The organism is Bradyrhizobium sp. IC4059, assembly GCF_020193615.1.
In the GTDB taxonomy this organism is placed as follows: domain Bacteria; phylum Pseudomonadota; class Alphaproteobacteria; order Rhizobiales; family Xanthobacteraceae; genus Bradyrhizobium; species Bradyrhizobium yuanmingense.
In genome coordinates this window covers 583,397-602,328 of record NZ_JADYVH010000003.1, presented here as the reverse complement: position 1 = coordinate 602,328, position 18,932 = coordinate 583,397, and the positions used below count along the sequence as shown (strand labels likewise).

The window sequence follows — 18,932 nt, the reverse complement described above, 5'->3', positions numbered from 1 at the left end:
TTAGGTTATTGTTTTGAGCATGATCTTGTCGGAAAACCGCTACGCACTCTTCCGGATCGTGCTCTAGCTGCCGCGATAGGTCGAGTAACTCCAGGGCGTGACCAGCAGCGGCACGTGGTAATGGCTTTCCGGCTCGCTGATCGCAAAGCGCAGCGGGATCTCGTCGAGGAACGGCGGATCGGACAGCGGCACGTTGCGCGCGGCGTAATATTTCGCGACGCTGAAGCGCAGCTCGTAGCGGCCGATCGGCAGCGGACGGCCGCCGATCAGCGGCTGGTCGGTGCGGCCATCGGCATTGGTCACCGTGCGCGCGATGACGCGGTTCTCGCCAAGGCTCGCGAGCTCCACGAGCTCGATCGGGATGCTAGGTGCGGGCTTGCCGATCTGGTTGTCCAGCACATGGGTCGAGAGCCGGCCGTGCACCTTCAGCCTGTCGTCGGCGGCGACCAGCTGGTCGAGCCGCAGCGCCGAGATGCGGCCGATCTCCTCGATCGCACGCCTTATCTCGGTCTTGGCGATGTTGAGCAGCCGCGCCTCGAAGTCGCGCAGCACGGAATCCTTGGTGTGACGGCGCACACAGACGATGTAGGGGAAGCCGAACTTGTCGCGGTAGGCGTTGTTGGCCCGCTCGAACGCGGAATATTCGGCATCCGACAGCCGGTCGAGCCCGGCGCTGTTCTGCTCGTCGGTCGATTCCGCGGTGAGGCCTGCGGCGCGCTGCGTCTTGTTGGCGAGATCGGGATGCGCCCGGATAAGCGCCAGCTGCACGTCAGGCTCGGCACTCTGGATCGCGGCCATCAGCGCGGCGTGCAGCTCGTTGATGCCGGCGAACGGCCGCTTTGCCGCGAGCTGCTCGGCGATCCACGGCGAATATTCGACGACGTTGGCGAGCGCCGCGACGAAGTCGGCCGTGCTTGCAGCGTTGAGATCGGCGAGTGAAATCTGCGACATCATCTCACCCGATCTCGAATGCGTCGGCGGCAAGATGGGCGTGCTTCTCGTGCCAGTGCTGCGCGATCTGAAGCCGCGTCGGCACCCAGACGCGCTCGTGCTTGCCGATATAGTCGAGGAAGCGGATCAAGCCCGCTGCGCGGCCGGGCCGGCCCGCGAGGCGGCAATGCAGACCGACCGACATCATTTTTGGCGCGGTTTCGCCTTCCGCATAGAGCACGTCGAAGGCGTCCTTCAGATAGGTGTAGAACTGCTCGCCCTCGGCAAACCCTTGCGGGTTGATGAACCGCATGTCGTTGGCATCGAGCGTATAGGGAATGATGAGCTGCTTGCCGCTGGCGCCCTTGACCCAATAGGGCAGATCGTCGGCATAGGAGTCGCAGAGATAGAGGAAGCCGCCCTCCTCCATCAACAGACGGTTGGTGTTGATCGAGGAGCGCCCGGTGTACCAGCCGAGCGGACGTGCGCCGGTCGCCTCGGTATGCACGCGGATGGCCTCGGCGATCTCGGCGCGCTCCTGCGCCTCGGTCATGTCCTTGTGCTCGATCCATTTCAGGCTGTGGCTGGCGATATCCCAGCCCGCCTCCTTCATCGCAGCGACAATCTCGGGATTGCGCTTGAGCGCGGTGGCGACGCCGAACACCGTGGTCGGCCAGTTCCGCTCCTTGAACATCCGCCACAGCCGCCAGAAGCCGGCGCGCGAGCCATATTCGAACATGGATTCGATGTTGGCGTGGCGCTGGCCGGGCCAGGGCTGCGCGCCGAGCACGTCGGACAGAAAGGCTTCCGAGGCGCGGTCGCCGTGCAGGATGTTGTTCTCGCCGCCTTCCTCGAAATTGACGACGAACTGCACCGCGACCCGCGCGTCACCAGGCCATTGCGGATGCGGCGGGTTGCGGCCGTAGCCGCGGAGATCGCGCGGGTAGCGGGGCTCGGTCACTCAGACTTCCTCGAAGCGGATCGGCAGCGCGCCCTTCCACAGCACGCTCTTGCCCAGCGTTGCGAGGTTCTCCAGGCCCGAGGTCAGCGTGATGAAATGGTTGCCGGCGAGCTGGCCCATCTTGCTCGCGAAGTGCACGCCGCCATAGGCCAGCAGGATCTCGGTTTCGCTGATGCCGCCGGGATAGAGGATGATCTGGCCGGGGGCGGGATAGCTGGTGTGGTTCTCGTAGCCGACGCCGAAGTCGAGGTCGCCGAGCGGCATCCACACGCCCTCGCCACTCCAGCGCACATGGATGATGTGGCTTTCGAACGGCAGCGCCTTGCGGAAGGCGGCGACGGTTTTGGGCGCCGCCTGCTCCTCGAAACGGGCATCGAAGGTGAAATCGCCGGCGCGGATAACGAGTTTGCTCATCTCATCTCTCTGGATCGGGGGCGATGCGCGCCCCACGGGGAACTTTCAGCAAAAAGCACTCCCGACCGTTTCGCGCAAGTGGCGCGGGAGGCTCTCGTATAAGTTGGGGCACGCCACCCGGCCTGGCCGATCGCCTGAAAGCTCGTTGCCATTGAACCGGATTGCAGGAGGTGAGTCCACCGGCAGAATTGCCGGGCAAAGGGGCGCCGGCGCGGATGCGCTGCGTCCGGGGCACGAGAGCTGAGCGTGGTGCTGCGTTCGGAACGACGAAGATGAGGCGACGCTGCGTTCTCCAAGTAACACTGTCATTCCCCGCCTTGTACGCAATCGCGCACTGGAGCGGGGAATCCAGTACGCCGCGGCCTCTCGATTCAATCACTGGCGTCTCGGAGTACTGGATCGCCCCGTCAAGCCGGGCGATGACACCGAATGTGTGGACGCAGACGTGCGTACTCGGCCTCGCGGCTGCTTCGCCCGAGCTTTGCTTCGTCTCGCCGCCCTCATAGCCAAGAGGGCGCAGGGAAGGCCGGGTGCCGGCGGCACCCGCGGTCCACTGCGCTAGAGCACACGCAGGAAGAACCGCACAGCAGCATACAGGTGAAGCCCAACACACGGCCTTCCCTGCGCGATGGTCGGACGGCTTATGCCGCGCTCTCCCGGGAGCCGAGTTCCCTCTGGCCTCCCTCGCTCCCGCGAAAGTCGCCGGCACCGCGCCGGTTGACGCCAATGCCGCATTCGCCAGAGCTTGACCGTAGCAACGACGGCCAGGACCACACGGTTTTGCCGTACGCGCGGTCCGTTGGCGCCGCAGGGTTCGACGGCGTTGTGCACGTTGCCATCGAAATGCCGGCGCGACGAACCTGACAGCGCCGCTCGTCCGTACGAAGCCTCGGGGCTCACGGAGAGCAATCCGCCCTGCCCTCAGCTCTCGTACACGACGCTGCCGCGTCCACCGCAAGCCCGGCTCGCGACAATGACGACCGCATGATCGCCCCTCGAGATTGAGCCGGGATGGGCGACACATACGATATTTCCGAATTTCGGTAAAGCGGAATATTTTCGCGCGAGCGGGTTGACAGCGCCGCGACACACCTCGGTCCCGTAGCCTGGATGGAGCGCCAGCGTAATCGGGGACAGCGCAAGATGCCGAGCGCGCAGCCCCGGATTACGCTTTCGCTCCATCCGGGCTACGAGAGACGAGATTGAGCTCGTCGAGACCTGGAGCGCTCAGTACGGTGCGTAACGATAGCCCGGATCGTAGTAGTAGCCGGAACCGCCGTAGTAACCAGGGCCGCCGTAGTAACGCGGGCCATAGCCATAATAATAGCGGTTTTCATAGTATTCGCGGCGGCGGCTCTCGGCGATGGCGCCTCCGATCAGACCTGCGGCCATGCCCATGAAGGCGAGACCCGCGGCATTCGGCCCGCGTCGATAGTAACGCCGCCGGTGCGAGCTGAAATCGGTGACGTCGGAGGCGGCCTGGCCGGCAACGACCGCCTTGACAGCCGACTTGGCGGCCGGTGTCCCGGCCGACGCCGCTGCGGACGGGGATGCGGAAGCCGCAATCAGGGCGAGGCCAGCGAGCGCGACCACGATCGTGTTGCGGCCGGCTGCGGAAATCACGGGTCCAATACTCATGTTCGAATTTCCTCTGTTCTCGCCCAAAGAAACATAAGCAAACGATCTATAATCCGCAAACCACTGAAATGGTTTCATGATCGCGGCGATCTGCCACGCTTTGAACGATTGTAAATCCCGAACGATCAGACCCAGCTTGAACCAGCCAACCTGAGCGATTAATGAACGGCCGCGCCGTTTTCGGTCGCCGTAAGCGTTTACGTGAACCAACGCATCAACCGACGCCGTCGGGATCGATGCCATTTTCCAGGTTCACCGAGATCGACGCGTCCTTTCCTAGAGAAACCAGATGATTGTGGTTCGCAAACTGCCGGCGCGCTATGCGCCGATCGTGACGCCATTCGTGCTGTCCATCCTCATGACGGCGGTGGTATCGGTCATTTCGACGCTGCGGAGCCTGGGGGCAACGCCGGCGTTCCTGGCGGCCTGGCCGGGCGCCTGGGGACTGTCCTGGCTCGTCGCCTTCCCGACCCTGCTCCTGGTGCTGCCGCTGGTCCGCCGGATCGTGGCCTGGCTCGTCGCAGCACCACCCGGCCGGTAACCGCGCCTACGACAGCGCCCCCAGCACGCCTCTCGTCGCCTTGTCGATTTCCTCGACATAGCGGCGGCGAGCGAAGCTCTCGGTGAGGAAGCCGACCACCTTGCGGCTGTCGGTGGAATCGACCACCGCCAGCATCTCCGCCTCGGCTTCGTCGAACACCGCCATCGCCGACTTCACGTTCATTTCCGGGATCAGCACGATGTCGATCAGGCGGGCGAGCTCGATCACCTGGATGTCGTCGGCGATGGTGTCGAGGTCGCTGGAGAACAAATCGGGCAGCAGGACGAGGCCGATATATTCGTCAGCATTGTTGACGATGACGATTCCCGGCCGCGAGCCGAGCGCGAACTCGCGGCGCGCGGCGGCGATCGTCGTGGTCGAGGGCACCTTGCCGACGTCCGAGCGCATCAGGCGCTCGACCGTGAGATTGCGCAGCCAGCCGACGTCGTTGGCGCTGCGGATGGTCTCGCCGCGCAGATGCAGGCGCCAGGTCGAGAAGGAATGGCCGAACATGAAGCGCACGCAGATCGAGGTCACGATGCAGCCGGCCAGCACCACGGCGGTGACGTCGACGTTACGTGTCATCTCGAGCACGAGGAACGACATCGTGAGCGGGCCGCCGACGATAGCGACGCCGAGCGTCGCCATGCCAGTCAACATCGCCACCAGCGGATCGATCGCGAAGTTCGGGCTGATGAGCAGCAGCACCGCGGCAAAGAACTTTCCGATCAGGCTGCCGACGAACAGCGAGGCGAAGAACAGGCCGCCGCGAAAGCCGGAGGCGAGCGAGATCAGGCAGGCCGTCACCTTCAAGGCGATGATCAGCGCGATCAGGCCGATCGTCATGTCGTGGAAGAGATCGAGCACCATGGCGCCATGGCCGGCCGCGAGAACCTGCGGCGTGATGATGGCGAACCCGCCGACGATGAGCCCGCCGATCACAGGACGCAGCCAGACCGGCATCCAGGCGAACAGCCGCTCGAACATCGGCGAGGAGCGCATCACGGCGATGCCGACGCCGCTGGTGATGAGGGCGAGCCCGATCAGTGCCAGATATTGCTCGACGCCGACGGCGCTGACCTTGGGTATCTCCAGCGAGTATGGCGCGCCGCCCAGCCATTGCGCGGTCAAGGCGCCCGCGAGGGAGGCGGCGAGGATCGGCGCGGCACTGCCTACGGCATAGACGCCGACGATCAGCTCGCAGGCATAGAAGGCGCCGGTGATTGGCGCGCCGAACGCCGCCGCGATCGCCGCCGCGGCCCCGCAGCCGACCATCAGGCGCAGATCGTTGCGGCGGAGATTGAAGAATTTGCCGATCAACGAGGCGATGCCCGAACCGATCTGGGTGTAGCCCGCCTCGAGGCCGACGGAGGCGCCGCAGCCGTTCGAGATCAGGGTCTGGCCTGCGACCACCCCGCTGTCGCGCATCGACAGATTGCCGCCCCGCAGCGCGTTTGCCTCGATCGGATCGACCGCGTTCGATATCTTCATGCGCCGCCGCGACCATTCCATGATTCCGAGCACCAGCCCGCCGAGCGCAGGCGCGATCAGTGCCGCCCATGGGCTGACGCTCGCGTGGGCCGACAGGTGGACGTCAATGGGAATGCCGTAGATCACGACATGCGCGATCTGCGCGATGTGGGCCATCAGCGTCACGACCGCGCCCGCGAGCGTGCCGATCACGAGCGCCAGCGGGATCAGGTAGAACTCGTTGCTGCGCAGCAGGGCGCGCAGCCGAACCATGGTGCGGTTCGTCTTCTTGCGATCGACGAGATGTTTGATCCGCACTAACACCGTCTGGCCCGCCCTACCGTTCCGACAGGCCGTAGCCGGCCATGCGCTGACGGACCCGCTCGATCTCCTCGCTCGGGAGCAGCGGCGGTTGTCCGATCTGCAGACAGCCGTGATATTGCCGCGCCAGCGTCTCGACCTCGACCGCCAGCCACATCGCCTTGTCCAGGGTCTTGCCGATCGCGATCATGCCGTGATGATCGAGCAGGCAGGCGAGCCGGCCCTCCAGCGCCCGCACGGCGTGCTCGGACAGCTCCGCCGTTCCGAACGTCGCGTAGGGCGCGCAGCGGATGCTGTCGCCGCCCGCCGCCGCGATCATGTAATGCACGGGCGGGATCTCCATGCCCATGATCGCCAGGATGGTGCAATAGGTCGGATGGGCGTGCACGACGGCGTTGACGTCGGGCCGCGACTTCAGGATGTCGCGATGAAAGCGCCATTCGCTCGACGGCTTCTGGTCGGGCGCGTGCGAGCCGTCCATGGCCATGAAGACGATCTGGTCCGGACGCATGGCCTCATAGGGCACGCTGGTCGGCGTGACCAGGAGGCCGTCCACATGCCGGACGCTGATATTGCCCGATGTGCCCTGGTTGATGCCGAGCGCGTTCATGCGCCGGCAGGCGTCGATAATGGCCTGTCTCTTGCCGAGCTCGTCCGCTGTCATCGACATGTCGATTTCCTGTCGAGGGCTTGTTGGACCGAGTTACGTCAAAGCAACATGACAGTGCAAGCGAAAGCGTCCCGGATCCCGTGACACTCCGGCCGAACGGGATAGCGACAGGTTAACAGATTGTCGCAGCTACTGGGGCAGGCCGATCCGGACCGACCCCGTTGATGACGAACTGCACGGAATAGGCGGCGAGAAGCATGCCGAGGACGCGCGAGAGCCATAACAAAAGTTAAGGCTGGTGCGGAGGCAATGAGATCGAACGGTGCAATCGCAAAGCAACCATTCCCGACGATTGCCGTTTCACTGTGCATCGATACACGAACAGAAGCAGCCGAAGCAATTGCACGAGCCCCGTTCCAGAATTGATCCGCACGATCCCGTTGCCTGCAGCCGTTGGGCACTTCGATTAGGGACAAACGTCAGAGAGCTCAAGGCGGCGATTCATCAATTCGGCAGCGCAGCGGATGCCGTGGCGTACGGCCTTCAGCAGTGGCGGCGTAGCGCCTCGCGCGGGCAGTGGCAGGGGCGCAGCGGCGCACCGCAGATCGGCATTCTCTCCGATTCCATGGTCGCGCGCGGCGAACAGCTCGCCGCCGTTTCGATGGTCTGCGTCAATGCGATCGGCCTCGTCGCCGGCGCCGTGCCGCGGATTCTGCCCGCGGCGCCGGAGGCTGACATCGATGCCTATCTGGACAGGCTCGACGGCCTCTTCGTCGGCGGCGGACAGACCAACGTCCATCCGTCCCGCTATGGACAAACGGTCGACGAGAAGCGTGACGGCCCGTTCGACGAATTCCGCGACGAGGTCGCGCTGCGCCTGATCCCGCGGGCGCTGGCGCGGGGCATCCCCGCTCTGTTCATCTGTCGCGGCTTCCAGGAGCTGAACGTCGCTTTCGGCGGCACGCTGGCGAAAGAGCCAGACGATTTGCCCGAGGAGCAACGCCATGGCACGCCCGACGCGGACAACGAGGATGCCCGCTATCGGCTGCGGCAGAAGGTGGGCTTGCGCAGGGGCGGCGTCCTGCAGCAGATCTGCGGCGCGGATTCGATTCTAGTGAATTCGCTGCACAGCTTCCTGATCGCCGATCTCGCACCGGGTCTCGTCGCGGAGGCCGTCGCCGACGACGGCTCGATCGAGGCCGTCAGCGTCGAGGGCGCCAGCGATTTTGCGCTCGGCACGCTTTTCCATCCCGATTATTGGGCGAGCTCCGACCACGCCTCGGCGCGCATTCTGGCGGCTTTTGGAGACGCGGTTCGCCGCCACGCCAAGGCACAAGGGGCGGCGTAGGCGATGCACCGCTACCGCTTCGGCATCGAGGAGGAATATTTTCTGGTCAACCGCCAGTCCGCGGCGCCGCGATCCGAGCTGCCCAAGCCCTACATGGCCGCGGCGCAAAAGCGGCTCGGCGAGCGGCTGACCACCGAGATCCTGCAATCGCAGATCGAGGTGGCGACCCCGCCGCTGACGTCTTCGGCCGATGCGTTGGCCGAGCTCACGCATTATCGCGCGGTGCTCACCGAGGTCGGCAAGGACCACGGCGTCGGCATCATCGCGGCCGGCACACACCCGCTGGCGCAGCCGCAGCAGCAGCGCATGACGCGCAAGCGTCGCTACAGCAAGGTCATCAGCGATCTCGGGATGGTCGGCCTCGGCAACCCGATCAGCGGACTGCACGTCCATGTCGAGGTCCCCGAGCCCGATTTGCGCGTCGAGATCATGCACCGCCTGGTGCCGTTCCTGCCGCTGCTGCTGGCGCTCTCGACCTCCTCGCCGTTCTGGTGCGGCTACCCGACAGGATTGCTGGGCTACCGCAATGCCGCCAACGATGCCCTGCCCCGGACCGGCTTTCCCGAGATGTTTCGGAACCTTTCCGAATACGAGACCTACGTGAAGACCTTGGTCGATGCCGGCATCGTCCCCAACGCCACCTATGTCTGGTGGGCGTTGCGGCCCTCGCTGCAGCATCCGACTCTCGAGCTGCGCATCACCGATTGCTGCACGGCGATCGCGGATTCGGTGGCGATCGCGGCGCTGTTCCGCGCGCTGGTCCGCCACGCCGTCCACCATCCCGAGCTGAACGCCACCTATTCGGCCGTGCACCGCGCGCTGGTGGAGGAGAATCGCTGGCGCGCCCAGCGCTACGGAACCGACGGCACCTATATCGACCTGGTCTCGTTCGAGCCGGTCTCGTTCAGAAGCTGGCTCGATTCGGTGATCGCCATGGTGGCACCCCACGTCGACCATCTCGGCATCGAAAACGATATCCAGCATCTGAAGTCGATCCCCAAGCGCGGCACGTCGGCCCACCTTCAGCTCGAATATTTTCGCGGCTTGCGCAAGTTCGGCCACTCGCCGCGGGAAGCAATCAGCGACGTGACGAAATGGCTGCGGACCTCGACCGAAGCCGGAGACTTCACCGCCCGGGGCGGCGAGCCGAAAGCGCAAGCGGTGCGGCAACCGCTGACCGACCTGGTCTGACGTCGCCGGCTGCGGTCGCATGGAACGAGGTTTCGACCGCCGACTTAGCTCAGCGTGATAGCAATGGACAATCGTGGAGACCAATCATGAGCGACAGCGGCATTAGCATGCTCCTGGGCCACGCCTCGGCCCAGATGCTTTGGCTCTGGTTCATCGGCGCGTTCGTGCTCGGCGGGGCGCTCGTTTACGGCGTGATGAAGGCGGGCAACTTGCGCCGCAGCGAGCGGGCGCAGCTCGATCGCAACACCGAGGCACGGCAGCGCCAGGAAGATCCCTACAAGCGCCCGACCTGAGCCTTCGCCGGTTGCAGTTTGGAACTTTCATTCATGGCGCGGCTTTGATCGCCTGAGGATTGAGGAGGGCGAGGCCTTCCCGTGTTACCTCATGAGGAGGACGTATGGCTAAACGAGCGAAGAAACGCACGACCAAGAAGAACGCGGCGCGCCGGCCGCGTCAGGCGCCGAAGATGCTCAGCGACCTGTTTCTGGAGACGCTGAAGGACATCTATTTCGCCGAGAACAAGATCATCAAGACCCTGCCCAAGATGGCCAAGGCCGCGAATTCCAAGGAGCTTACGGCCGCCTTCAACAAGCATTTGCGTGAGACCCAGGGCCAGGTCAAACGGCTCGACCAGATCTTCAAGATGCTGGGCAAGCCGGCACGCGGCAAGCCCTGCGAGGCCATCAACGGCATTGCCGACGAGGGCGCCGAGATCATGAAGGAGTTCAAGGGCGCGCCGGCGCTCGATGCCGGACTGCTCGCGGCAGCGCAGGCGGTCGAGCACTACGAGATCTCCCGCTACGGCACGTTGCGCACCTGGGCCGAAGAGCTCGGCATGCAGGACGCCGCAAGGCTGCTCCAGGAGACGCTGGACGAGGAAGAGGCGACCGATCAGACGCTGACCGAGCTCGCCACCTCTGTGATCAACCTCGAAGCGGAACAAGAGTACCGCGCGGCGGCTTGAGCCCGCGCCCTGCCAATGAACGGAACGTCGCGGCCGCATGCCGCGGCGTTCGCTTGCCTTGATCGCACGGCGGCGCATGGCACATCAGCGCCACTGCACTGGATTTCCGTACTGGATTTCCTTGGAACCGGCCCCATATGCAGGCTTTCCCACCCCAGAGCCTGCATCATGCAACCCAAAAATCCCCTCGACTGGATGCTGTCCGAAGCCCTGGACTCGCTGACCCGCGCCGATCGGCTGCGCCAGCAGTTCGGCCGCCAGGAAGCCTGCTGGGAGCCGCCGATCGACGTGCTCGAGACCGAGCGTGAGCTCCTGATCCTGGTCGCGCTTCCCGGCGTCAATCCGGACAATGTCGAGACCGTCATCCATGACGGCGTGCTCGTCATCTCGGGTCAGCGCACCCTCCCGCCGGAGCTTCGCAACGCCCGCATCCATCGGCTCGAGCTGCCGCAAGGGCGTTTTGAGCGCCGCATTGCATTGCCCCTCGGCCGTTACGCCATCAGCCGCTTCGTGATGGACGGCTGCGTCGCACTGCGCCTCGCGAAATCCTGAGGTCGATCATGGCCACCGAACAGATGAACAACGAACAAAGCAATAACGACGTGAAGATCCCCGACGACGCGCTGATCATCGTCCCCGTGCGCGAGATGGTGCTGTTTCCCGGCGCGATCGCGCCGATCACGATCGGCCGGGCGAAGTCCATTGCCGCCGCGCAGCAGGCGCTGCGCGAGCAGCGGCCGATTGGCATCGTCCTGCAGCGCAGCCCCGAGACCAATGACCCCGGGCCGGACGACCTCTACAGGGTCGCAACCATCGCCAACATCGTGCGCTACATCACCGCGCCCGACGGCACCCATCACATCGTCTGCCAGGGCGTGCAGCGCGCGCGCATCCTCGACTTCCTGCCGGGGACGCCGTTCCCGGCCGCGCGCTTCCAGCAGATCCCCGAGCCGACCACGACCTCGCCCGAGATCGAGGCCCGCGCGCTGAACCTGCAGCGCCAGGCCATCGAGGCGATCGAGCTGCTGCCGCAGGCGCCGCCCGAGCTCGCCGCGATGTTCCAGGGCACCAGCGCGCCCGGCGCGCTGGCGGATCTGGCAACGTCGTTCATGGACATCAAGCCGCAGGACAAGCAGGAGGTGCTGGAGACCATCGACCTGGCTCTTCGCGTGGAGAAGGTGTCGAAGCACCTGGCCGAGCGGCTGGAGGTGCTGCGCATCAGCAACGAAATCGGCCAGCAGACCAAGGCCTCCTTCGACGAGCGGCAGCGCGAGGCGATCCTGCGCGAGCAGATGGCGACGATCCAGCGCCAACTGGGCGAAGGCGACGGCAAGCAGGCCGAGGTCACCGAGCTGACGGCTGCGATCGCCAAGGCCAACATGCCGCCGGAAGCGGAAGCGCATGCCAAGAAGGAGCTGCGCCGCTACGAGCGCATGCCGGAGGCTGCCGGCGAGGCCGGCATGGTCCGCACCTATCTGGACTGGCTGATCGAGCTGCCCTGGGCGCTGCCCGCGGAGAAGCCGATCGACATCAAGGAGGCGCGAGCCATCCTGGATGCCGACCATTTCGGCCTGGAGAAGATCAAGAGCCGGATCATCGAATATCTGGCGGTGCGCAAGCTCGCCCCGCAGGGCAAGGCGCCGATCCTGTGCTTCGTCGGCCCGCCCGGCGTCGGCAAGACCTCGCTCGGCCAATCCATCGCGCGCGCGATGGATCGTCCTTTCGTGCGCGTCAGCCTCGGCGGCGTGCATGACGAGGCCGAGATCCGCGGTCACCGCCGCACCTATATCGGCGCGTTGCCCGGCAACATCATCCAGGGCATCAAGAAGGCGGGCGCGAGGAACTGCGTCATGATGCTGGACGAGATCGACAAGATGGGCCGCGGCGTGCAGGGCGATCCGTCCGCGGCCATGCTGGAGGTGCTCGACCCCGAGCAGAACGGAACGTTCCGGGACAATTACCTGGGCGTGCCCTTCGACCTGTCGCGCGTCGTGTTCATCGCGACCGCCAACATGCTCGATCAGATCCCGGGTCCGCTGCTGGACCGCATGGAGCTGATCAGCCTCGCCGGCTACACCGAGGACGAGAAGCTGGAGATCGCGCGGCGCTATCTGGTGCGGCGGCAGCTGGAGGCCAACGGCCTCTCGGCCGAGCAGGCCGAGATCGAGCCGGAAGCCTTGAAGCTGATCGTCAAGGGCTACACCCGCGAGGCTGGCGTGCGTAACCTCGAGCGCGAGATCGGCAAGGTGCTCCGCCATGCCGCGGTGCAGGTCGCCGAAGGCACGGCCGCGAAGGTCGTGGTGACGGCAAAGGACATCACCACCGTGCTCGGCCAGCCGCGCTTCGAGGGCGAGATCGCACTGCGCACCAGCGTTCCGGGCGTTGCCACCGGCCTGGCCTGGACGCCGGTCGGCGGTGACATCCTGTTCATCGAAGCCACGCGCGTGCCCGGCAAGGGCGGGCTGATTTTGACCGGCCAGCTCGGCGACGTCATGCGCGAGAGCGTGCAGGCTGCGCTGACGCTGGTGAAGAGCCGGGCCTCTCAGCTCGGCATCGATCCGCAAGCGTTCGAGAAGAGCGACATCCACGTTCACGTCCCCGCGGGCGCAACCCCGAAGGACGGGCCGAGCGCGGGCGTTGCGATGTTCACGGCGCTGACCTCCCTGCTCACCAACCGCACGGTCAGGAGTGACACCGCGATGACCGGCGAGATCTCGCTGCGCGGCCTGGTGCTGCCGGTCGGCGGCATCAAGGAGAAGGTGGTGGCTGCGGCTGCTGCCGGCCTGAAGCGGGTGATGCTGCCGGCGCGCAACAAGCGGGACTATGACGACATCCCGAAGAGCGCGCGGGACACCCTCGAGTTCATCTGGCTGGAGCGCGTCGACGAAGCCATCGCCGCGGCGCTCGAGCCGGCTGAAGCCAAGGAAGCGGCGGAGTGAATGCGATGAAGAAACTGCTGGAAAGAGCGAAGCGGTCGCGGAAGACGCAGCGGCTGCGCCAATTGCTCGATCGCGCGATCGACCGGATTCGCGATGGGCTCGTAGGACCCGAGCCGCGGCTTCAGCCTGCTACGGTCCGAGTGAAGCGCCGCAAGGGTTGAGCCCTCCGTCTCGAACCCTCGCGGCTACCCCAGACAAAAGGCCCCCTCGTTCGAGGGGGCCTTTGCGTTGTTAGCCCACGGCGTCCTTGGCGGCCTTGACCGGGCGGGCGCGGACGATCTTCCGGGCCGGCTTGGCCTTGAACATCATCTCTTCACCCGTGAACGGGTTGGTGCCCTTGCGCGCCTTGGTCGCGGGCTTCTTGATGACCACGAACTTGGCGAAGCCCGGCACCAGGAACAGGCCGTTCTTCTTGAGCTCCTTGTGGCCGACATCGGTCAGCGTCTCCATGACGTTCTTGACGTCACGCTTGGAAAGCTCGGTGGCGGTCGCAATCTTTTCGATCAATTGCGATTTGGACATCTGGGTTGGCATCGTGTCTCCTCTGATTCGTTGCCGGTTGCATATTAGACCAACCGTTGAAGGCCTATAGCCTTCTGCACAGTTTTGTCGCGAAATTACGGGCTTTTCTGGCCTGCTGTGACAAAAAACCCTGCTTTTTAGCTACTTCCGGAGCGGATGAAGCCTCGGGCAGCGGTTTTTGCCTTGTTTCAAAGGCCCGCACGCAACCTTGCTAGAACTGATTCGCCGCTTTCGACAAGCGACGACCGGCCTCTTTATGAGAGGCCGGTCGTGTTTCACCCTGAAAAATAAGGGTCGGATCGCTGGTCGCCGGTCTTCTTCCCCGTAAAAATGGGGAGAAAGTCAGTGGGCGATTGGCTAGACGCGCTCGATGATGATGGCCGGCGCCATGCCGCCGGCGGCGCACATGGTGACAAGACCGCGCTTGAGGTCGCGCCGTTCGAGCTCGTCGAGCACGGTGCCGATCAGGATCGAGCCGGTGGCGCCGATGGGGTGGCCGAGCGCGATCGAGCCGCCGTTGACGTTGACCTTGGCCCGATCGAGCTTGAGGTCGCGGATATATTTTTCCGCCACCACGGCGAAGGCCTCGTTGATCTCGAACAGGTCGATATCGTCGATGGTGAGCCCCGCCTTGGCCAGCACCTTGCGCGTTGCCGGCACCGGTGCGTTCAGCATGAGGGTCGGCGAGTCCCCCATGTTGGCCATCGCGACCACGCGGGCCCGGGCTTTAAGGCCATGCGCCTTGGCATAAGCGGGCGAGGCCAAAAGGATCGCAGCAGCGCCGTCGACGACGCCGGAGGAGTTGCCGGCGTGATGCACGAAGTCGATTTCGAGATCAGGGTACTTTTGCAGGACCAGGCCGCGATAGGTCGTGCCCTTGTCGTCGAGCGCGTAGTCCGCGACGGCGGGGAATGCCGGCTTCAGGCTGCTGAGGCCTTCCATCGTGGTCTGCGGCCGTGGGTATTCTTCATGATCCAGCGCCAGACTGCCGTCCTCGCGGTAAACAGGCACGAGGCTGTTCTTGAAGTGGCCGTTCGCGATCGCATGCGCGGCGCGCTTCTGGCTCTCCAGCCCGAGCGCGTCGACGTCGCTTCGGGTGATGCCTTCCAGCGTCGCGATCGCATCGGCGCAGACGCCCTGATGCGACTGCGGATGCCGTGCCCGCAGACGCAGATTGCCGCCGTCCATCATCATCGGACCGCCGCCGCGGCGTCCCTCCATCGACATCATCTCGCAGCCGCCGGCGATGACGAGGTCTTCCGCACCCGCCATGATCGAGCTTGCCGCCATGTTGACGCTGGTGATGCTGCTGCCGCAAAAGCGGTCGAGCGTCACCGCGCTGGCGCGCACGTCGTAGCCGGCATCGAGCGCCGACATGCGGCCGAGATCGCCGCTTTGCGTTGCCACCTGCGCGCTGCAGCCCCAGACGATGTCGTCGACATCGGCGGTATCGATGCCGGTGCGGTCGGCGAGTGCGCGCAGCACGGTCGCCCCGAGCTGCTGCGGATGAATGCCCGAGAGGGCTCCCTTGCCGGCCTTGCCGATGCCCCGCGGCGTGCGGCAGGCATCAATGATCAGCGCGTCAGGCATTGGCGTCGTCCTCTTGTTTATGGGTGTTGAGAACGGTTTTGAATAAGGGGGAGAAGAGAGTCAATGTGCGGCGCTCGCCCTTCGCCTCTCCCCGCGTGCGGGGAGGGGCCGGATTTTACGCGCAGCGGAAAATCCGGGTGAGGGGGAGCCTCAGCAAGAACGGTGACAGGGTGACAGATGGACTCGCGGAGAGAGCCCCTCACCCCTGCCCTCTCCCCGTAAGAACGGGGAGAGGGAGAAGAGCTACGCCCCCGCCGCGTTCTTCGCGATCACGTTGCGGTAGAAGCTGGCGCTGAGTTTTGCCGTGCGGACCTGGGTGTCGAAATTGACGTGGTACAGCCCGAAACGCTTGTTAAGGCCGTACACCCACTCGAAATTGTCCATCAGGCTCCAGAGGAAATAGCCGCGCACCGGCACGCCTTCGTCGGTGGCGCGCTGGAGCTGGGCGAGATAGTTGCGCAGATACATGATGCGATCGGTGTCGTAGATCTTGCCGTCGGGCGACACCACATCGTCGCCGGAGGTGCCGTTCTCGCTGATATAGATCGCATCCGTCTTCCAGATCTTCGCCGCCAGCTTCGGCACCCAGTAGATCGTCTCGGGCCCGACGCGCAGCCAGTCCGAATTCATGTGCGGGAACGATTTCGGGATCGGCAGCGGCTTGAAGCCCGCGCCCTGGTCGGAGGCCACCACGTAGTTCTGCGGCGCATAGATGTTGAGACCGAGAAAATCGACCGGCGAAGAGATGATCTTGAGCTCCGCATCGGTGTATTTCGGCGCGTTGGACCCGGCGTATTTCAGGAAGGCGTCGGTATAGCGGCCCGTCATGATGACGTTGAGGTAGCCGGCATTCATCTCGCGCAGCGCGGTCTCCGCGGCCCGCACGTTTTCCGGCGTGTCGAAGGCAGGCGCGCAGGCATCGATGTTCTCCGCCGGCCCCACCCTGGTGCCGCGGCGGCCATGGGCTCGCACCGCCTGCACCGCGAGCCCGTGCGCCAGCGCACTGTTGTGCCTGATCTGATTGACATCGGCTTGCGGCAGCTTCAAGCCCGGCGCGTCGATGCCGACGCCGTAACCGAAATAGACGAAGCGCCCGCTCTCGTTCAACGTGAACACGTTCCTGACGCGGTCGGTGAGGTGCGCGGCGATATAGGCCGCGTAGTCGCCGAAGATCTTGCAGGTCTCGGTCGAACGCCAACCGCCGAACCGGTCCTGGAGCGATTGGGGCAGGTCCCAATGATAGAGGGTCAGCCACGGCTCGATGCCGTTCTTCAGCAGCTCGTCGACGAGACGGTTGTAGAAGTCGAGCCCCTTTGGATTGGGCTTGCCGTCGCCGTCCGGGAACAGCCGCGGCCAGGCCACCGAGAAGCGATAGGCCTTGCAGCCGAGCTCCTTGATGAGGGCGATGTCCTCCTTGTAGCGGTGATAGTGCTCGTTGGCGCGGTCGCCGTTGGTGCCGTCCTCGATCTTGCCGGGGATGCGGACGAACTTGTCCCAGATCGAGGCCCCTCGCCCGTCCTCCTCGACCGCACCCTCGACCTGATAGGACGAGGTCGCCGTGCCCCAGAGAAAGCCCGCCGGAAAACCGGCTGCATTGCGCGGCGGCCGCGCCGGCTTGGCTTCGGCGACAAGCGGACTCGCAATCCCGGCTGCGGACAATCCCGCCAGCTTGGCAAACCGGCGGCGCGAGACCCCCTCCGTCATTGATGCTGCTCCACTTCTTTTCGTTTCGGGCCGGCACAATGAACAGTTCCGGGCGATTTGAGAAGCGGGTGCAGGAGGTCCCAGATCCGCCACCGCAGGCGCGGCAGCACAATGCCGTTCCCTTGCCGAGATGAACGCCTATTGAGTTCAAACCGGATTCTAGCTTCGGCCTGCTCCGATTGAACCGACCACAATCTGCATCAGCCACGCGATGCCCGCGTCTTTCATAGCCGCTTTGGTCGCGATGGCCCGGATCGTATCCGGTTTGCGCGCGAAAGGCAGCTCGACCAACACGAGGCCGAAACGGCTGGCGTGCTGCTCCACCAGTCGGCGCGGCAATGCGGCGATCAAATCAGACCCGGAAAGCTGGGCAAGCGCCATCATGAAATTCGGAACAGTCAAAGCGATGCGGCGTTCGAGGCCGCGCTTTGCCAACATCTCATCAACGAAACCGCGCGGTTCCCCACTGAGAGAGACCAGCAGGTGCTGTGATCGCGCGAACGCAGCATGGGTTGGCGCTTTTGCGAAGGGATGTCGCTTGCGCATGGCCAGCACGAACTCCTCCTCGTAAAGCCTGCGCGCCTCGAAACGCGGTGATACCGCCGGCAGCGGCAGCATTGCGATATCGAGCTCGCGTCGTTCGAGCATGTCTAGGCTTTGCTGCCAAGGTTCTCCGATTGCACCACCGCGCGGCGCAGGCATCAGGTGGATCAGCCCGATATCAATGTGGGGCGCCGCAGTCGCGATCGATTGCAACAGCGGACCGATCGCTGAGACCAGTACGGCATCGGGAGCGCCAATCGTAAATCGACGGCCACTTTGCTCCGGGTCGAACGGTGTGGCCGAGCCGATCAGCTGTTCGACGCGCGCGATGATCTCGGCCACCGGCTCGCCGAGCTCCAGGGCGCGCGCCGTCGGAACGACGCCCTTCGGCGTCCGCAGAAACAGCGGATCGTTCAGCAGAAGACGGAGGCGGCCAAGCGCATGGCTGACAGCCGACGGCGTCAGGCTCAGCCGAGCGGCTGCACGCGCGACATGGCGCTCTTCCAGGACCACGCGGAAGAGCACGAGGAGATTGAGGTCGATCCTGGATAAATCAATTTGGTTCAGCATGTTGCTGAAATCATATCGCTGGATTCATTGGGATCAAGGCTTCATGCATGGGCCTCGTCGTTCGATCAGGAGCTGAGAAATGACCAACAAACCGTCCGGGCTGAACAGGCGGCCATGCGAGCAGGAAAAGATATCGCGGCGCTCGATGATGGCCGCTACCGCAGCAATTCCCCTGTCCGGTCAGCTTTCGGCCGATGCGGCCGCTGGAAGCGACGCGATAGCAGGCCTCGTCGAACGCGCCCGCGAGAAGAATGCCGCCTTCATGCGTGGCGATGTGGATCGCTGGTCCCAGCTTGTCCGCATCGCGCCCGATTTCACGCTGATGCAGCCCTTCGGCGGGCCTACGAGTCGGGGATTCGACGCTAGTCCCCAGCGTCTGGCTGCCCTCTCCCGATACTTCAGGGAAGGCCAAACCGAACTTGAGGTTTTGCAAACCTATGCATCCGACGCGCTCGTCGCTCTCGTCATGGTCGAGCGCCAGCGCGCCGAGGTGGGCGGGTTGCCGGCTCAAGACTGGTCGCTGCGCGTGACCGAAGTCTACCGCAAGGACGGCACGGATTGGCAACTCGTGCACCGTCATGCGGACCCGCTGGTCCGAAGCATCACCTTGCAACAGGCGGCGATACTCGCCCGGGGATGGCCGGAGGAAAAATGACGAAGCGCTGCAGATGAGCTG

General features: G+C 64.7%; 19 protein-coding genes. 9 read left to right on the top strand and 10 right to left on the bottom strand.

What is annotated here, in order from left to right:
* Positions 1 to 63: 63 nt before the first annotated feature.
* From uraD to I6F12_RS13060, 4 genes are all read right to left on the bottom strand, one after another.
* Positions 64 to 951: a 2-oxo-4-hydroxy-4-carboxy-5-ureidoimidazoline decarboxylase gene (gene uraD / locus I6F12_RS13075; RefSeq protein WP_057028791.1), complete on the bottom strand. Its 888-nt coding sequence runs from the start codon at positions 949 to 951 to the stop codon at positions 64 to 66.
* A 4-nt stretch (positions 952 to 955) separates the two neighbouring features.
* Positions 956 to 1,891 (bottom strand): allantoinase PuuE, encoded by a 936-nt coding sequence (puuE, locus tag I6F12_RS13070; protein WP_225156496.1) that lies wholly within the window; start codon positions 1,889 to 1,891, stop codon positions 956 to 958.
* Complete coding sequence (locus tag I6F12_RS13065) at positions 1,892 to 2,305, bottom strand: DUF3830 family protein (protein WP_036045261.1); 414 nt, start codon at positions 2,303 to 2,305, stop codon at positions 1,892 to 1,894.
* A 1,227-nt stretch (positions 2,306 to 3,532) separates the two neighbouring features.
* A complete protein-coding gene (locus I6F12_RS13060) occupies positions 3,533 to 3,943 on the bottom strand; it encodes a hypothetical protein (RefSeq protein WP_225133400.1) in 411 nt (136 codons plus the stop codon).
* Between the two features lie 289 nt (positions 3,944 to 4,232).
* Here I6F12_RS13060 and I6F12_RS13055 point away from each other — a divergent pair, with 289 nt between their 5' ends.
* Complete coding sequence (locus I6F12_RS13055) at positions 4,233 to 4,484, top strand: DUF2798 domain-containing protein (RefSeq protein WP_036042074.1); 252 nt, start codon at positions 4,233 to 4,235, stop codon at positions 4,482 to 4,484.
* A 6-nt stretch (positions 4,485 to 4,490) separates the two neighbouring features.
* On the opposite strand, the gene I6F12_RS13050 is transcribed toward I6F12_RS13055, so the two are convergent.
* Both I6F12_RS13050 and I6F12_RS13045 read right to left on the bottom strand, forming a co-directional pair.
* Positions 4,491 to 6,278: a chloride channel protein gene (locus I6F12_RS13050; RefSeq protein ID WP_057026746.1), complete on the bottom strand. Its 1,788-nt coding sequence runs from the start codon at positions 6,276 to 6,278 to the stop codon at positions 4,491 to 4,493.
* A 13-nt stretch (positions 6,279 to 6,291) separates the two neighbouring features.
* Positions 6,292 to 6,945, bottom strand: a complete 654-nt coding sequence (locus I6F12_RS13045; RefSeq protein ID WP_192893125.1) for an L-fuculose-phosphate aldolase — start codon at positions 6,943 to 6,945, stop codon at positions 6,292 to 6,294.
* 469 nt (positions 6,946 to 7,414) lie between these two features.
* On the opposite strand from I6F12_RS13045, the gene I6F12_RS13040 reads away from it, so the two are divergent.
* From I6F12_RS13040 to I6F12_RS13010, 7 genes are all read left to right on the top strand, one after another.
* Positions 7,415 to 8,233, top strand: a complete 819-nt coding sequence (locus tag I6F12_RS13040) for a gamma-glutamyl-gamma-aminobutyrate hydrolase family protein (protein WP_345944159.1) — start codon at positions 7,415 to 7,417, stop codon at positions 8,231 to 8,233.
* A 3-nt stretch (positions 8,234 to 8,236) separates the two neighbouring features.
* Positions 8,237 to 9,424 carry a carboxylate-amine ligase gene (locus I6F12_RS13035; protein ID WP_225152336.1) on the top strand — a complete coding sequence of 396 codons (1,188 nt, stop codon included), beginning with the start codon at positions 8,237 to 8,239 and terminating at the stop codon, positions 9,422 to 9,424.
* Between the two features lie 86 nt (positions 9,425 to 9,510).
* A complete protein-coding gene (locus tag I6F12_RS13030) occupies positions 9,511 to 9,717 on the top strand; it encodes a hypothetical protein (RefSeq protein ID WP_036007833.1) in 207 nt (68 codons plus the stop codon).
* Between the two features lie 104 nt (positions 9,718 to 9,821).
* Entirely contained in the window at positions 9,822 to 10,388 is a 567-nt protein-coding gene (locus I6F12_RS13025) for a ferritin-like domain-containing protein (protein WP_225156494.1), read from the top strand.
* Between the two features lie 168 nt (positions 10,389 to 10,556).
* Positions 10,557 to 10,940 carry an Hsp20/alpha crystallin family protein gene (locus tag I6F12_RS13020; protein ID WP_024342525.1) on the top strand — a complete coding sequence of 128 codons (384 nt, stop codon included), beginning with the start codon at positions 10,557 to 10,559 and terminating at the stop codon, positions 10,938 to 10,940.
* 8 nt (positions 10,941 to 10,948) lie between these two features.
* Positions 10,949 to 13,327: an endopeptidase La gene (lon, locus tag I6F12_RS13015; RefSeq protein WP_225156493.1), complete on the top strand. Its 2,379-nt coding sequence runs from the start codon at positions 10,949 to 10,951 to the stop codon at positions 13,325 to 13,327.
* 5 nt (positions 13,328 to 13,332) lie between these two features.
* On the top strand, positions 13,333 to 13,488 hold the full coding sequence (locus I6F12_RS13010) for a hypothetical protein (protein ID WP_167361688.1): 156 nt from the start codon (positions 13,333 to 13,335) through the stop codon (positions 13,486 to 13,488).
* A gap of 70 nt (positions 13,489 to 13,558) precedes the next feature.
* Here the strand turns inward: I6F12_RS13010 and I6F12_RS13005 are convergent, their stop codons facing one another.
* The 4 genes from I6F12_RS13005 to I6F12_RS12990 all read right to left on the bottom strand — a co-directional run bounded on the left by I6F12_RS13005 (position 13,559) and on the right by I6F12_RS12990 (position 18,256).
* The gene (locus I6F12_RS13005) at positions 13,559 to 13,861 is read right to left on the bottom strand and encodes an HU family DNA-binding protein (RefSeq protein WP_018320691.1); all 303 of its coding nucleotides are present in this window, start codon (positions 13,859 to 13,861) and stop codon (positions 13,559 to 13,561) included.
* Between the two features lie 345 nt (positions 13,862 to 14,206).
* A complete protein-coding gene (locus tag I6F12_RS13000; protein ID WP_225156491.1) occupies positions 14,207 to 15,439 on the bottom strand; it encodes an acetyl-CoA C-acetyltransferase in 1,233 nt (410 codons plus the stop codon).
* A 243-nt stretch (positions 15,440 to 15,682) separates the two neighbouring features.
* Entirely contained in the window at positions 15,683 to 17,143 is a 1,461-nt protein-coding gene (locus I6F12_RS12995; RefSeq protein ID WP_225148109.1) for a GH1 family beta-glucosidase, read from the bottom strand.
* A gap of 159 nt (positions 17,144 to 17,302) precedes the next feature.
* On the bottom strand, positions 17,303 to 18,256 hold the full coding sequence (locus tag I6F12_RS12990) for a LysR family transcriptional regulator (protein WP_225148108.1): 954 nt from the start codon (positions 18,254 to 18,256) through the stop codon (positions 17,303 to 17,305).
* A gap of 79 nt (positions 18,257 to 18,335) precedes the next feature.
* Here I6F12_RS12990 and I6F12_RS12985 point away from each other — a divergent pair, with 79 nt between their 5' ends.
* On the top strand, positions 18,336 to 18,911 hold the full coding sequence (locus I6F12_RS12985) for a nuclear transport factor 2 family protein (RefSeq protein WP_225156490.1): 576 nt from the start codon (positions 18,336 to 18,338) through the stop codon (positions 18,909 to 18,911).
* The last annotated feature ends 21 nt before the right edge of the window (positions 18,912 to 18,932 follow it).

What these genes read in the sequence shown, in the direction of transcription:
- I6F12_RS13035 (WP_225152336.1), top strand. Translation starts at nt 8,237, where the DNA reads ATGCACCGCTACCGCTTCGGCATCGAGGAGGAATATTTTCTGGTCAAC.
- I6F12_RS12995 (WP_225148109.1), bottom strand. Translation starts at nt 17,143, where the DNA reads ATGACGGAGGGGGTCTCGCGCCGCCGGTTTGCCAAGCTGGCGGGATTG.
- I6F12_RS13045 (WP_192893125.1), bottom strand. Translation starts at nt 6,945, where the DNA reads ATGTCGATGACAGCGGACGAGCTCGGCAAGAGACAGGCCATTATCGAC.
- I6F12_RS13010 (WP_167361688.1), top strand. Translation starts at nt 13,333, where the DNA reads ATGAAGAAACTGCTGGAAAGAGCGAAGCGGTCGCGGAAGACGCAGCGG.
- I6F12_RS13020 (WP_024342525.1), top strand. Translation starts at nt 10,557, where the DNA reads ATGCAACCCAAAAATCCCCTCGACTGGATGCTGTCCGAAGCCCTGGAC.
- I6F12_RS13055 (WP_036042074.1), top strand. Translation starts at nt 4,233, where the DNA reads ATGATTGTGGTTCGCAAACTGCCGGCGCGCTATGCGCCGATCGTGACG.
- I6F12_RS12990 (WP_225148108.1), bottom strand. Translation starts at nt 18,256, where the DNA reads ATGCTGAACCAAATTGATTTATCCAGGATCGACCTCAATCTCCTCGTG.
- lon (WP_225156493.1), top strand. Translation starts at nt 10,949, where the DNA reads ATGGCCACCGAACAGATGAACAACGAACAAAGCAATAACGACGTGAAG.
- I6F12_RS12985 (WP_225156490.1), top strand. Translation starts at nt 18,336, where the DNA reads ATGACCAACAAACCGTCCGGGCTGAACAGGCGGCCATGCGAGCAGGAA.
- I6F12_RS13005 (WP_018320691.1), bottom strand. Translation starts at nt 13,861, where the DNA reads ATGCCAACCCAGATGTCCAAATCGCAATTGATCGAAAAGATTGCGACC.
- uraD (WP_057028791.1), bottom strand. Translation starts at nt 951, where the DNA reads ATGTCGCAGATTTCACTCGCCGATCTCAACGCTGCAAGCACGGCCGAC.
- I6F12_RS13000 (WP_225156491.1), bottom strand. Translation starts at nt 15,439, where the DNA reads ATGCCTGACGCGCTGATCATTGATGCCTGCCGCACGCCGCGGGGCATC.
- I6F12_RS13060 (WP_225133400.1), bottom strand. Translation starts at nt 3,943, where the DNA reads ATGAGTATTGGACCCGTGATTTCCGCAGCCGGCCGCAACACGATCGTG.
- I6F12_RS13030 (WP_036007833.1), top strand. Translation starts at nt 9,511, where the DNA reads ATGAGCGACAGCGGCATTAGCATGCTCCTGGGCCACGCCTCGGCCCAG.
- I6F12_RS13065 (WP_036045261.1), bottom strand. Translation starts at nt 2,305, where the DNA reads ATGAGCAAACTCGTTATCCGCGCCGGCGATTTCACCTTCGATGCCCGT.
- I6F12_RS13025 (WP_225156494.1), top strand. Translation starts at nt 9,822, where the DNA reads ATGGCTAAACGAGCGAAGAAACGCACGACCAAGAAGAACGCGGCGCGC.